We start from the raw sequence: 13967 nt of genomic DNA on the forward strand, positions 1-13967 counted from the left end.
TAGGTGCTTTACCCGGGCAGCCCCCCGCTGACGCCTCCCCGCCCCGCCCACCGCACGCCGCCGTCGGGCGGGAGACGGTGGTCCGGTGTTCACGTCCCGGACCGGGTGGGCGGTGAGCTGGGCGGGTAGGCTGGCTGATCGGCCTTCCACACCCCGGAGGGCCGGCACCCCATACCCCGGACGGTCACGAGCGGGGCCGCCAGACCGGCGGTCACGACCCGGCCGGGTCCCGTACGCCGGGACGACGGCGAGGAAGCAGCCATGATCAGTGTTTTCGACCTCTTCAGCGTCGGTATCGGGCCGTCCAGCTCACACACTGTGGGGCCGATGCGGGCCGCGCGGACGTTCGTTGGTGGGCTGAAGGCCGACGGGCTGCTCAGCGACACGGCGCGGGTGCAGGCCGAGCTGTTCGGCTCGCTGGGTGCCACCGGGCACGGTCACGGCAGCGGTCCGGCGGTGCTGCTCGGGTTGGCCGGTGAGTCGCCGGAGACCGTCGACACGGACACCGTCGGGCCTCGGGTCGAGCGGATCCGGGCCGAACGGCGGCTCAACATCCTCGACGCGCACGAGATCGACTTTGACCCGGATCGGGACCTGACGCTGCACCGCCGCCGGTCGTTGCCGTACCACCCGAACGGGATGACCTTCGTGGCGTACGACCGGGCCGGTGCTGTGCTGCGCAGCCGCACCTACTACTCCGTCGGCGGCGGGTTCGTGGTGGACGAGGCGGCGGCGGGGGCGGACCGGATCAAGCCGGACAGCACGGCGGTGCGGTACCCCTTCCTGACCGGGGCGCAACTGCTCGACGTCACCACCCGCACCGGGCTGTCGATCAGCGAGGTGATGCTGGCCAACGAGCGCTCCTGGCGCAGCGAGGCGGACATCCGGGCGGGTCTGCTGGAGATCTGGCGGGTGATGCAGGAGTGCGTGCAGCGCGGCTGCGAGCGGGACGGCGTACTCCCTGGGGGGTTGAAGGTTCGGCGGCGCGCGGCGGAGCTGCGGCGCGGCCTGGAGGCGGAGGCCGGGTCGGCCGACCCGCTGCACGTGATGGACTGGGTGACGCTGTTCGCGCTCGCGGTCAACGAGGAGAACGCCGCGGGCGGCCGGGTGGTCACCGCGCCGACCAACGGCGCGGCCGGGATCATTCCGGCGGTGCTGCACTACTACACCCGGTTCGTGCCGGACGCCGATGACGAGGGTGTGGTGCGGTTCCTGCTGACGGCGGGGGCGATCGGTGTGCTGTTCAAGGAGAACGCGTCGATCTCGGGCGCCGAGGTGGGCTGCCAGGGTGAGGTCGGTTCGGCGTGCTCGATGGCGGCGGCGGGGTTGGCCGAGGCGCTCGGTGGCACCCCGGAGCAGGTGGAGAACGCCGCCGAGATCGGGATGGAGCACAACCTCGGGTTGACCTGTGACCCGGTGGGTGGCCTGGTGCAGATCCCCTGCATCGAGCGGAACGCGGTGGCTAGCATCAAGGCGATCACGGCCGCCCGGCTGGCGCTGCGCGGCGACGGGGTGCACAAGGTGTCGCTGGACAAGGTCATCAAGACCATGCGGGAGACGGGCGCCGACATGAAGGTCAAGTACAAGGAGACGGCGCGTGGCGGTTTGGCCGTCAACGTGATCGAGTGCTGAGTCCGGTCGATTCGGGGCAATCGTTCACCGACTGCTAACCTGTCGTCCGTTTCAGGAGGCGGGAGGCTGCGGTGACCTCTGGCGTCGCGGCGTTGTGGTCGCACCGCAACTCGCTGCGCATCCTGGTCAGGCGGGATCTCGCGGTCAAGTACCAGCAGTCGGTGCTGGGCTACTTCTGGTCGTTGATCGAGCCGCTCGGCATGGGCGCCATCTACTGGTTCGTCTTCGGGGTGCTCTACTCCCGGGACACCGGTCGGCACCTCGGTGAGGCGGCCGGGTCGTACCCGTTGTTCCTGATCACCGGCATCTTCGCCTGGATGTGGACCAGCTCGGCGCTGAGCGAGGCGACGAACGCGCTGACCGGCCAGTCCCGGCTGATCACCACGATGAACGTGCCGCGTCAGGTCTTTCCGATCGGCCGGGTCACCGGCCGGTTCGCCGAGTACGCGGCCGGCCTGCCGATCCTGATCGCCATCGCGGTGGTCTACGCGGTGCATGGTCGGATTCACCCCGGTTGGTCGCTGCTCTCCCTGCCGCTGGCGGTGGCCGTCCAGGCCGTCCTGTTGACCGGGCTCGCCCTGCTGCTGTCCGCGTGGAACGTGCTGATGCGCGACGTGGAACGGCTGATGCGGCTGATCATCCGGGTGCTCTTCTACGCCACTCCGATCATCTATCCGCTCAGCCTGGTCCGGGAGTCCGGGCTGCCCGGCTGGTTGAAGGTGGTGTACGAGCTGAACCCGCTGGTCGGGATCTTCCAGCTGCACCACGCGATCTGGTATCCGGACGAGTTCCCGGACGCCCGGCTGCTCGCCACCACGATCGTCGGCAGCGTGCTGGTGCTGGCCGCCGGTTGGTGGTCGTTCCGCCGGTTGGAGCCCGCCGTGCTCAAGGAGCTCTGAGGTGGCCGCGCCGATCATCGAGGCCGACGGCCTGGGCATTCGGTTCGTCCGCAACCGTCGCCGCCAGCTGCGGCTGCGCGAGTTGTTCATCCACCGGGGCGCCCGTGGCGCGCTGCCCGGCCAGTTCTGGCCGCTGCGGGACGTGTCGTTCAGCATCGAGCCAGGCGAGACCGTCGGGGTGATCGGGCGCAACGGCACCGGCAAGAGCACACTGCTGCGGCTGATCGCCGGGGTGCTCATTCCGGATGAGGGCGGCATCCGGGTGCACGGCGCGGTGGCGCCGTTGCTGGAGTTGTCCGCCGGTTTCTCCAACGACCTGACCGGGCGGGAGAACCTGCACCTGGTCGGTGGGCTGCACGGACTGTCGACGGGGTACCTGAAGCGGCACTTCGACGAGATCGTCGAGTTCGCCGGTGAGCAGGTGGAACGGGCCATCGACACGTCGGTGCGGCACTACTCGTCGGGGATGAAGGTGCGGCTGGGCTTCGCGATCATCTCGCACCTGCCGCACCCGATCCTGCTGATGGACGAGGTGACAGCGGTCGGGGACGCGGAGTTCCGCAAGAAGTGTTACGCGACTATTGATCGTCTGCTCGGGGAGGGGCGCACGCTGGTGCTGGTGTCACACAACGAAAAGGACCTGACCCGGTTCTGTCGTCGGGGGTTGTACCTCGACGCGGGCCGGTTGACGCTCGACGGCACCATCGCCGAGGCGCTCGACGCGTACCACGCCGCGGTCCCGCGGTGACGCTCGCGATCGTGCTCGCCGCCGGGACACCCGCGGCGGGCCTGAACACCGCGACCGGTGAGCCGCTGGCCGACCGGCTGGCCGCCCAGTTGCGCGTGGCCGGGGCGGACGAGGTGCGCTTCGCCGCCAACCTCGACGAGCTGTCCGACCTGGTCAGCACCGCGACCGCCCCGGTGCTGGTCACCGGAACGGACCTGGTCGCGCACACCGCCGTACTGCGGCACCTGGCCACCAGCCCGGTGGGCCCCACCGTGGCGCTGGTCCTCGGTGACCCGCCGGTGCCCGGTCGGACCGCAGTGCGCGAGGAACGCGGCCAGGTGGTCGACGCCGGCGCGTTGGACGCCCTCGACGGGGCCGCCACCGGCGTGTTCGGCGGCGCGCTGCGGGTCGGCGTGGACGACCTGCCGACCCTCGCGGCCGCCGCCCGGGCCGCCGCGTCCGGGATGCTCCCCGTCGCCGCCCCGATCGGCCCGGCCGGCGACGTGGCGCCGCTGCCGGCGACCGGCGGGTCCGGGTCCGGGGGGTCGGTCGCGGCCGGTGGCCCCGGGTCCGCCGTGGACCGGCTCTTCGCGGGCCTCGCGGCGCTCGGCACCCTGATCTTCGCCCAGCGGGTACGCCTGCTCGTCGCCCACCGGGTCGAGGACCCGGCCGGGCTGACCGCTGCCGAGGCGGCGGTGACAGCTGTCGACGAGGACCGGGCCGAGCTGCGGCTGTCGGTGAAGGAGAAGGACGACTTCTTCTCCACCTACTTCGTCAGCACCTGGTCGCCGTACGTGGTCCGGCTCTCGGCCCGGCTCCGGCTCACCCCGACCGGGGTGACGGTCATCTCGGTGCTCTTCGCGTTGGGCGCGGCGGTGCTGTTCGGGGTCGGTGGGCGGCCCGCGCTGGTCGGTGGCGCGGTGCTGCTCTACCTGGGCTTCGTGCTGGACTGCGTGGACGGCCAACTGGCCCGCTACACCCGGCACTTCAGCGCCTGGGGCGGCTGGCTGGACACGATGGCGGACCGGGCCAAGGAGTACCTGGTCTACGCCGGGCTGGGCTTCGGGGTGAGCCACGCCGGGCTGGGCAACGGGTGGGCGCTCGCGATCGCCGCGATGACGTTGCAGACCGTCCGGCACATGACCGACACCTGGTACGGGGTGCTGCACGACGAGGCGGCCCGTCGGCCGCGTACGGCGACGAACGCCAGCGGCGGGATCGGTGACCGGCTCAACGCGGCGTCGACAAGGGTGCAGGCGGACACCGGGTCGGTGTCGTACTGGCTGAAGCGGACAGTGGTCTTCCCGATCGGTGAGCGGTGGGCGCTGATCGCGCTGACGGTGGCGCTGTTCAACCCGCTGGTCAGCCTGATCGCCGTGCTGGTCTGGGGGGTGCTGGCGTTCGCGTACACCGGGGCGCTGCGGACGCTGCGGGCCCGCTGGATGTGGGTGCCGGTGCTGGACACGGTCGACGCCACCCTGCACCGCGACGACGGGCCGCTGGCCCGCTGGTTGCCGGTGGTCCGCCCGATGGGGCCGCTGACCCTGGCGGTGATCGCCGCGCTCGGCCCGGCGGTGCTGCTGGTCGGGGCGCTGCTGAGCGACGCGCCCGAGGGGCTGCGCTGGGCGGTGCCGGTGGCGCTGCTGGTGCTGCTGGTCGGCGGCCTGGGTGCCGGGGCGGCGCACAACGGTCCGTTGGACTGGCTGGTGCCCGCGGCGTTGCGGGCCGCCGAGTACCTGTTCGCCATCGCGGTCGGGGTGGTCGGTGCGGCGCCCGGCTGGCTGATCTTCGGGTACGTCTTCGTGCTCACCGTGCACCACTACGACCTGACCGCCCGGCTGGAGAAGCGGCAGGCGGCACCGCCCCTGCACGCGGCGACGCTGGGCTGGGAGGGGCGCTCGGTGCTGCTGGCCCTCGCGGCGATCGCCGGTATTGCGGGTATCGGACTGGCTACACTCGGTTCGTACCTTCTCGTGGTTTTCGTGGTGAGCGTCGTCCTGGCCTGGTTCGTGCGACCGGCCCGTAGCGCGCGGGCGTCGGTGGCGCCGGCGGGCGCTGGAGGTGCCGCGCCGCGCTGACGGAGGGCGGCCGGATGACTCTGATCAGCTTCGTGGTGCCGGCCTTCCGGGTGCAGGGATACCTGCGGGAGTGCCTGGACTCCATCCTCGGTCAGCCGGAGACCGACATCGAGGTGATCGCGGTCGACGACTGCTCGCCGGACGCCAGCGGCGACATCATCGACGAGTACGCGGCCCGCGACCAGCGGGTCCACTCGGTCCGGCTGTCGGAGAACGTCGGCCTCGGTCCGGCCCGGAACATCGGGCTGGACCGGGCCGTCGGCGAGTACGTGTGGTTCCTCGACGGCGACGACTGGCTGGCTCCGGAGTGCCTGACCGAGGTCGCCGAACGGTTGCGGGTCACCCGCCCGGACGTCCTACTGGTCGACCACGTCCGCACCCACTGGAACGACACCGCCACCCGCAGCGCCATGGCGGAGGTGTTTCCGGAGTCGCCCGGCTCGGGCACCTTCCGCCTGCGGGACCGGCCGCAGGCGATGCACCTGCTGCACACCGCGTGGAACCGGCTGGTCCGTCGGGAGTTCCTCGCCGATCTGGGGCTGCGCTTCGCGCCCGGCTGGTACGAGGACGTCTCGTTCAGCTACCCGGTGCTGATGGCCGCGCACCGGATCGGCGTACTGGACCGGGTCTGCGTCAACTACCGCCAGCGCCGCGCCGGCGCGATCACCCGGACCCGGGGTGACCGGCACTTCGAGGTCTTCCCGCAGTGGCACCGGGTCTTCCACCTGATGGATTCGTGGGGGTCGGCGACGGAGGCCCTGCGACCGGCGGTCTTCGAACGGATGATCTGGCACTACCTGACAGTGCTCGGCAACGGTCAGCGGATCGCGCCGGAGTTGCGGGAGGCGTTCTTCGCGCAGATCACCGCGGACTACGAGCGCTGGCTGCCGGCCGGCGGCTACCCGGTACCGGACGGGGTCGAGGGGATCAAGCACAAGCTGGTCGCCTCCGGCCGGTGGCGCACCTTCAGCGCGTTGCGGGCCGCCAGCCGGGCCCGTGACGCCGCCCGCCGGCGGGCCCGCACGGCACGGCGCACTGTCGGCCCGGTCGCCCGGCGCGGTGCCCGGCTGACCAGGGACGGTCTGCTGCGCGAGTACTACCGGGCCGAGTTGCGGCGGCCGGTCGACCCGACTCTCGCGGTGTACGCGGCGTACTGGTACCGGGGTTACTCCTGCAACCCGGCGGCCATCTACGAGGTCGCCCGCCGGGTGGCGCCGGGGGTGCGCGGGGTGTGGGTGGTGCGCCGGGACCGGGTGGAGACCGTGCCGGCCGGAGTGGAGTACGTGGTGGCCGGCACGCCGGCGTACTACCGGGTGCTCGCCCGCGCCCGATGGCTGGTCAACAACGTCAACTTTCCGGACTTCGTCCGCAAGCGACCGGAACAGGTGCACGTGCAGACCCACCACGGCACGCCGGTCAAGGTGATGGGGCTGGATCAGCAGCGCTACCCGATCGGCGCGGGCCGGATGGACTTCGCCGGGCTGTTGCGCCGGGTGGACCGCTGGGACTACAGCGTCAGCGCCAACAGCTTCTCCACCCAGATGTGGGACCGGGCGTACCCGGCGACGTACACCACGCTGGAGGTGGGGTACCCGCGCAACGACCGCCTGGTCACCGCCAGCCCGGACGAGGTGCGCCGACTCCGCGCGGAGTTCGGCCTCGACCCCGACGAGCCTGTCGTCCTGTACGCCCCGACGCACCGCGAGCACCTGCCCGGCTACCGTCCGCCGTTCGACCCGGACCGGTTCGTCCAGGCGTTGGGTGACTCGGGCCGGTTGCTGATGCGCAGCCACTACTTCCACGACCGTGATCGACGCCCCGGCCAGCCGAGGGACTGGGAGCGGGTTCGTGACGTCAGCGGCCATCAACGGGTGGAGGATCTCTACCTGGTGGCGGACGTGCTGGTCACCGACTACTCGTCGGCCATGTTCGACTATGCCGTGTTGGACCGGCCGATGGTGCTCTACACCCCGGACTGGGAGGCGTACCGGCTGGCTCGGGGGGTCTACTTCGACGTCACCGCCGAACCGCCGGGCGCGGTAGCCTCCACTTTCGGCGATCTGCTCGACCTGTTCCGTACCGGCGGGGTGCGCTCGGACGCGGCGACCAAGGCCCGCGAGCATTTCCGGGCCCGGTTCTGCACGTTGGACGACGGGCGCGCGGCGGAGCGGGTGGTGCGGCGGGTGTTCCTCGGGGAGCCGGGCGCGCGGTCCACGCGGTGCTGATCGCGGCTTCTGTCGTGTAATAGCAGCGTCATCGATCGAACATGAGACGTTTACCCGATGTCACAAACCCATGATCCTGGTCACAGTCTTGTGGGGTTCGGCCGACGCGCGCTGGGGGGGAAGACGGTGAGCACCGTCACGCTCAAGGATGTGACCAAGGTTTTCCGGGATGGCACGCTGGCCGTCGACAGCATCAATTTGGACGTGAACGACGGCGAGTTCATGGTGCTGCTTGGGCCGTCCGGGTGCGGCAAGTCGACGGTGCTGCGGATGATCGCCGGGTTGGAGGAGCCGACCACCGGCGCGGTCATGCTCGACGGGGAGGTGGCCAACGACCTGCCCCCACGGGACCGCAGGATCGCCATGGTCTTCCAGGACTTCGCCCTCTACCCGCACATGACCGTTGGCGACAACATCGCGTTTCCGCTGCGGCTGGCCGGGGTCGAGCCCGAGCCGCGGGGCGAGCGGGTCAGCGACGTGGCGAGCGCGCTGGGCATCGGCGACGTGCTGGCCCGCAAGCCGGGTCAGCTCTCCGGCGGGCAGCGGCAGCGGGTGGCGATGGGGCGCGCGATCGTCCGCCGGCCGGGCCTGTTCCTGATGGACGAGCCGCTGTCCAACCTGGACAGCGGCCTGCGGGCCGAGTTGCGCGCGGAGATCTCCGGCCTGACCCGCGAGCTGGGCGTCACCACCGTCTACGTCACGCACGACCAGGCCGAGGCGCTCACCATGGCCGACCGGGTGGCCATCATGCGCCGCGGCGTGCTCCAGGACGTGGGCACACCGACCCAGGTGTACGGCCGGCCGGCGACGCTCTACGTGGCGGCGTTCCTGGGCAGCCCACGGATGAACCTGCTGGAGGCGTCGGTCTACGTCCATCTCGACCGGTACGTCACGCTCAACCTCGGTGACCAGTCGCTCTACCTGCCCTGGAACGACATCCGCAGTCGGGCGGTGGCGCACTACCACGGTGAGCGGATCGTGGTCGGCATGCGGGCCGAGGCGCTCACCCCGGTCGCACCGGACAGCCCCGGCGACGTGCTGCGTGGGCGGATCCGTTACCTGGAGCACCACGGGCACGAGTCGTTGGCGTTCCTCGACATCGGCGCGACAGCGATCGTTGTCGACGAGATGGGTGCCCCGCTCGAACCGCCGCCGGTCGGCCAGCGCGGCCTGCGCCGCTTCGGCTCGGTGATGCAGCGGCTCACCGGCAAGCCGGTGGAGGCGCAGGAGGCACCGCCCAGTGGCGTCCAGACCAGCGTGCTTCCCGATCCGGGCCGGCACCACCGCCGCCCGGCGGAGCTGGCGGTGCGGCTGGCGCCGTACCCGGCGGTCAGCGCCGGTCACCCGCTCGCCGTCTCGGTACGGATGGACGCGCTGCACTTCTTCGACGAGCGCGGCGACCGGATCGACGTGGGTTGGCGCTGACGACGTGCCCGGACGGGGTGGCGGTCCCGCCACCCGCTGCCCTACCGTCTGCCCACCAGTCCACTGTGAAAGACCACCGAGAGGGGTGCACCCGTGTCGGGTGACCGTCCCAGCCCGCTCGTCATCGAGCGCATCCTGCGGGATCGCGAGAGCATCTGGCAGCAGATCGTGGCCGAGCGTGACCTCAACGCCCTCACCGGGCGGATGTTGACCAGCTCCGCCATCGCGTTGGCCTGCTACGGGGCGGTGCTGGGCTTCTTCCACAGCCCGCTGATGGCGCTGACCTCGGCGCTGAAGCTGCCGCTGCTGTTCCTGGTCACCCTGGTCATCTGCCTGCCCACGCTCTACCTGTTCAACCTGGTGTTCGGCGCTCGACTCTCGGTGCGGCAGTCGTTGGCGCTGGTGATGGTGGCGATCACTGTCACCTCGATGCTCGCGGTGGCGTTCGCGCCGATCAGCCTCTTCTTCCTGATCACCGCCAACGACTACGGGTTCTTCAAGCTGCTCAACGTGTCGATCCTGACCCTGTCGGCGCTGGTCGGGTTGCGCTTCCTGACCAGCGGGATGCAGGTGCTCAACGACCATGGCCTGCTCGCGCCCGAGGCTGCCAACGCCACTGTCGACGAGCGGGCCGGCGCACCGGCGCCGGTCCAGGCCGTGCCGGCCGCGGTGCCTGCCGGGCCGACGCCGGTTGCCGCGCCGGTCGCCGGCCAGAGCGCCGAGCCGGTCGCCGTGCCGGCCGGGGCCGCCGTGGCCGAGTCGACCGCGAACGGTGCCGTGGCCACCGCGACGGCCCCGGCCCAGGTTCCGGCGCAGTGGGCCGGGCAGCCGGCCGGTGCCTCGTTGCCGCCCGGCTACGTGGCGCAACGCCCGTGGGACGGCCGTACGGCCCGACGCGGGGAGCCGACGCAGCGGCCGGCCAGCATGACCCTGCTCTACATCTGGATCCTGCTCTTCGGTTTTGTCGGCACCCAGCTGGCTTGGACGTTGCGGCCGTTCTTTGGCGACCCGGGGCAGGATTTCTCGTTCTTCCGCAGCATCGACGGCAACTTCTATGCGGAGATCCTGCGCATCATCGGCAACCTCTGACCGTGCCCTGACGGCGAATTCGCTGGTTGCCGGCCTGGTTACCGGTTAGTAACGTCAGGCCATGACTATCGACTCCCGCCAGGTGGCGGCCGGCATGCTGGAAGCGGTGCCGTTCGCTCGTACGCTCGGTATCGAGTTCGTCGAGGTGGCACCCGAGGCGGAGGGCGGCGTACGGGCAGTCGTCCGGCTGCCCGACTCGCCGGCCACCCACAACCACATCGGGGGCCCGCACGCCGGCGCCATGTTCACCCTCGGCGAGACGGCCTCCGGCGCAGTCGTGCTGGCCGCCTTCGGGCAGCTGCTCGACCGGGCTGTGCCGTTGGCCGTCCGGGCTGAGATCGCCTACCGGAAACTCGCCATGGGTCCGGTGCTGGCCACCGCGCGACTCGGCCGGCCGGCCGCCGAGGTGGCCGAGGAACTGGCCGCCGGTCGACGCCCGGAATTCCCCGTCGCGGTCCAGATCGCCACCGAGGACGGCAAGCCGACCTCGGAGATGACGGTGATCTGGACGCTGCGACCGAACTGAAACGCCCCAGGGCGGCCGAAACGGGTTTGCCGGCCCAGCAGGGTGGATAGATTCGTACCGTGCTGGGCCTACCTGCTCACGTGACCGCCTGTCTCTTCGATCTGGACGGTGTGCTGACGCAGACCGCCCGCGTACACAACGCCGCCTGGACGCAGACGTTCGATGAATTTCTCCGCCAGCGCGCCACGGCCTCCGGCGAACCGTTCCAACCGTTCGACCCGGGCCCGGACTACAACCGCTATGTCGACGGCCGCCCCCGGGCCGACGGTGTCCGGTCGTTCCTCGCCTCCCGCGGCATCGTGCTTCCCGAGGGCAGCCCGGACGACCCGCCGGAGGCGGAGACCGTCAACGGCCTGGGCAACCGCAAGAACGTCCTGCTGCTGCACCGTCTGCGTACCGCCGGCGTCGAGGTCTACCCGGGCTCGGTGCGGTATCTGAAGGCGGCGACCGCCGCCGGGCTCCGCCGAGCCGTGGTCACCGCCAGCGCGAACGGGGGTGAGGTGATCGCCGTCGCCGGGTTCGAGCCGCTGCTGGAGGCTCGGGTGGACGGGCTGGTCGCCCGTGCGCAGGGGCTGCGCGGCAAACCACACCCCGACACGTTCCTCGCCGGGGCCAGAGTGCTCGGCGTCGACCCGACACAGGCTGCCGTCTTCGAGGACGCGCTCTCCGGGGTGGCGGCCGGCCGCGCCGGCGGCTTCGGCTACGTGGTCGGCGTCGACCGCGTCGGGCAGGCCGACGAGTTGCTCGCCCACGGCGCCGACATCGTGGTGACGGACCTCGCCGACCTTCTCGACCGCGCGGACCCGCCGGTGCCGCACCGCACCGCGACCGACCCGCTCGCTGCCGAACGAGGCTCCGGATGATTCGGGAGCGCGCCTATCCGGTAGAGCCGTGGCACGTCCGGGAGACCCGGCTGGACATGGACGTGCTGGCCCAGTCGGAGTCGGTCTTCGCGCTCTCCAACGGGCACGTCGGCCTGCGGGGCAACCTCGACGAGGGCGAACCGCACGGCCTGCCCGGCACCTACCTCAACTCGTTCTACGAACTGCGTCCGTTGCCGTACGCGGAGGCGGGCTACGGCTTCCCCGAGTCCGGGCAGACCATCGTCAACGTCACCAACGGCAAACTGATCCGGCTGCTGGTCGACGACGAACCGCTCGACGTGCGTTACGGCGAGCTGATCGCCCACGAGCGGATCCTCGACCTGCGGGCCGGCACGCTGCACCGGGAGCTGCACTGGCGCTCGCCCGCCGGTCGGGAGGTAAAGGTCCGCAGCACCCGTCTCGTCTCGTTCACCCAGCGGTCCGTGGCCGCCATCAGCTACGAGGTGGAGGCCGTCGACGGCCCGCTGCGGCTGATCGTGCAGTCCGAGTTGGTGGCGAACGAGTCACTGCCCGCGCAGAGCAAGGACCCCCGGGTCGCGGCGGTGCTGGAGTCGCCGCTCCAGGCCGAGGAGGAGCTGACCACCCCCGACGGCGGCCAGTTGATCCACCGCACCAAGGTCTCCGGTCTGCGGGTCGCCGCAGCCATGGAGCACGAGGTGCACGGCCCGGACCACACCACGATCGAGTCCGAGGGATACCAGGACTGGGTACGTACCACCATCGCCTGCGTACTCCAGCCCGGCGAGAAGCTGCGGGTGATCAAGTACCTGACGTACAGCTGGTCGAGTCGCCGGTCCCTGCCGGCGCTGCGCGACCAGGTCGGCGCGGCACTGGCCGGTGCCCGGCTCGACGGATGGGACGGGCTGCACCGGGAGCAGCGCAACTACCTCGACGCCTTCTGGGACGCCTCCGACGTGCTGGTCGAGGGCGACCCGGAGGTGCAGCAGGCGGTCCGGTTCGGGCTCTTCCACGTGTTGCAGGCCGGCGCGCGGGCCGAGCAGCGGCCGATCTCGGCGAAAGGGCTGACCGGCCCCGGTTACGACGGTCACGCCTTCTGGGACACCGAGATGTTCGTCCTGCCGGTGCTCACGTACACCCAGCCGAGCGCGGTGCGCAGCGCGTTGCAGTGGCGACACAGCACGCTGGACTCGGCGCGGGAACGCGCCGAGACGCTCAGCCTCCGGGGCGCCGCCTTCCCCTGGCGGACCATCGAAGGCCCGGAATCATCCGGTTACTGGCCGGCCGGGACGGCAGCCTTCCACATCGCCGCCGACATCGCCGACGCCGTGCGCCGCTACGTGATGGTCACCGGGGACACCCAGTTGGAACGGGAGATCGGGCTGGAGCTGCTGGTGGAGACCGCCCGGCTGTGGCGCTCGATCGGCCACCACGACCGGCACGGGCAGTTCCACATCGATGGTGTCACCGGCCCGGACGAGTACACCGCAGTGAAGAACGACAACGTCTACACCAACCTGATGGCGCAGCGGAACCTGCTCGCCGCCGCCGACGTGGTCATGCGCTACCGGGACGAGGCGTTCCACCTCGGCGTCACCGACGAGGAGGCCGCGAGCTGGCGGGACGCCGCCGCCTCCATGCACATCCCGTACGACGAGGAGCTCGAGGTCCACCAGCAGGTGGAGGACTTCACCCGGCTCCAGGAATGGGACTTCACGCACACACCGGCGGAAAAGTACCCGTTGCTGCTGCACTACCCGTACTTCGAGCTGTACCGCAAGCAGGTGGTGAAACAGGCCGACCTCGTCCTCGCCATGCACTGGCGGGGGGACGCCTTCACCCCAGAGGAGAAGGTACGCAACTTCCTCTACTACGAGCGCCGCACCGTCCGTGACTCGTCATTGTCGGCGTGCACCCAGTCCGTGCTCGCCGCCGAGGTGGGCCACCCCGAACTCGCGCACACCTACCTGCGTGAGGCCGCGCTGATGGACTTGCACGACCTCAACGAGAACACCCGCGACGGCGTACACATGGCGTCGTTGGCCGGCGCGTGGCTCGCACTGGTCGGCGGGTTCGGCGGTCTACGGGACCACGACGGCCAGCTGTCCTTCGCCCCCCGGCTCTCCAGCCGACTCAGCCGGTTGGAGTTCTCACTCCAGTGGCGGGGGTTGGCGCTGCGGGTGGATGTCCGGCCGCACCAGACGACGTACTCGCTGCGCCACGGCGGCCCGGACGACGCGGTGGAGTTGCGCCACCACGACCAGATGCTGCGGGTGACCTGCGACGAGCCGGTGACGGTGCCGGTGCCGCCGGCCGAACCGTCCGGCCCGCCGCCCGAGCAGCCACCGGGCCGGTCTCCGCTGCTGCGGTTGCCCGAACGCGAACAGTGACGGGCGGGGCGGGAAGACTCCCGCCCCCCCCCCCCCCCCCGCGTGTGGCGCGGGGGAACCCGGCCACCCCCAGCACCCGCGTCCACACCGGCGCGGTTAGGGGGGCCCGACAACCAACAGACGCGCCCCCCAAA

General features: G+C 71.1%; 10 protein-coding genes. All 10 read left to right on the plus strand.

The genetic code is table 11. The annotated features are described in order from the left end of the window. Positions 1-261 precede the first annotated feature (261 nt). The 10 genes from ABZ794_RS06065 to ABZ794_RS06110 all read left to right on the plus strand — a co-directional run bounded on the left by ABZ794_RS06065 (position 262) and on the right by ABZ794_RS06110 (position 13833). On the plus strand, positions 262-1632 hold the full coding sequence (locus ABZ794_RS06065; RefSeq protein ID WP_357514478.1) for an L-serine ammonia-lyase: 1371 nt from the start codon (positions 262-264) through the stop codon (positions 1630-1632). Between the two features lie 71 nt (positions 1633-1703). Then, the gene (locus tag ABZ794_RS06070) at positions 1704-2531 is read left to right on the plus strand and encodes an ABC transporter permease (protein WP_357514479.1); all 828 of its coding nucleotides are present in this window, start codon (positions 1704-1706) and stop codon (positions 2529-2531) included. Position 2532: 1 nt separating this feature from the next. Then, the gene (locus tag ABZ794_RS06075; protein WP_210782827.1) at positions 2533-3279 is read left to right on the plus strand and encodes an ABC transporter ATP-binding protein; all 747 of its coding nucleotides are present in this window, start codon (positions 2533-2535) and stop codon (positions 3277-3279) included. A 41-nt stretch (positions 3280-3320) separates the two neighbouring features. Beyond that, positions 3321-5336, plus strand: coding sequence for a DUF5941 domain-containing protein (locus ABZ794_RS06080; RefSeq protein WP_357514653.1), 2016 nt, complete (start codon positions 3321-3323; stop codon positions 5334-5336). Positions 5337-5350: 14 nt separating this feature from the next. After that, positions 5351-7561, plus strand: a complete 2211-nt coding sequence (locus tag ABZ794_RS06085; protein ID WP_210782831.1) for a bifunctional glycosyltransferase family 2 protein/CDP-glycerol:glycerophosphate glycerophosphotransferase — start codon at positions 5351-5353, stop codon at positions 7559-7561. Positions 7562-7687: 126 nt separating this feature from the next. Next, a complete protein-coding gene (locus ABZ794_RS06090) occupies positions 7688-8986 on the plus strand; it encodes an ABC transporter ATP-binding protein (protein WP_210782833.1) in 1299 nt (432 codons plus the stop codon). A gap of 93 nt (positions 8987-9079) precedes the next feature. After that, positions 9080-10075 carry a hypothetical protein gene (locus tag ABZ794_RS06095; RefSeq protein ID WP_210782835.1) on the plus strand — a complete coding sequence of 332 codons (996 nt, stop codon included), beginning with the start codon at positions 9080-9082 and terminating at the stop codon, positions 10073-10075. A 61-nt stretch (positions 10076-10136) separates the two neighbouring features. After that, complete coding sequence (locus tag ABZ794_RS06100) at positions 10137-10601, plus strand: DUF4442 domain-containing protein (RefSeq protein WP_210782836.1); 465 nt, start codon at positions 10137-10139, stop codon at positions 10599-10601. A 59-nt stretch (positions 10602-10660) separates the two neighbouring features. Continuing rightward, positions 10661-11464 (plus strand): beta-phosphoglucomutase family hydrolase, encoded by an 804-nt coding sequence (locus ABZ794_RS06105; protein ID WP_210782838.1) that lies wholly within the window; start codon positions 10661-10663, stop codon positions 11462-11464. Then, positions 11461-13833, plus strand: coding sequence for a glycoside hydrolase family 65 protein (locus ABZ794_RS06110; protein WP_210782840.1), 2373 nt, complete (start codon positions 11461-11463; stop codon positions 13831-13833). Before ABZ794_RS06105 ends, ABZ794_RS06110 begins: the two co-directional genes overlap by 4 nt. The last annotated feature ends 134 nt before the right edge of the window (positions 13834-13967 follow it).

The sequence above is a fragment of the Micromonospora sp. NPDC047187 genome, assembly GCF_040643355.1.
Classification (GTDB): Bacteria; Actinomycetota; Actinomycetes; order Mycobacteriales; family Micromonosporaceae; genus Micromonospora; species Micromonospora salmantinae.

Coding starts and splice junctions, on each gene's coding strand:
- ABZ794_RS06065 (WP_357514478.1), top strand. CDS start 262: ATGATCAGTGTTTTCGACCTCTTCAGCGTCGGTATCGGGCCGTCCAGC.
- ABZ794_RS06085 (WP_210782831.1), top strand. CDS start 5,351: ATGACTCTGATCAGCTTCGTGGTGCCGGCCTTCCGGGTGCAGGGATAC.
- ABZ794_RS06100 (WP_210782836.1), top strand. CDS start 10,137: ATGACTATCGACTCCCGCCAGGTGGCGGCCGGCATGCTGGAAGCGGTG.
- ABZ794_RS06110 (WP_210782840.1), top strand. CDS start 11,461: ATGATTCGGGAGCGCGCCTATCCGGTAGAGCCGTGGCACGTCCGGGAG.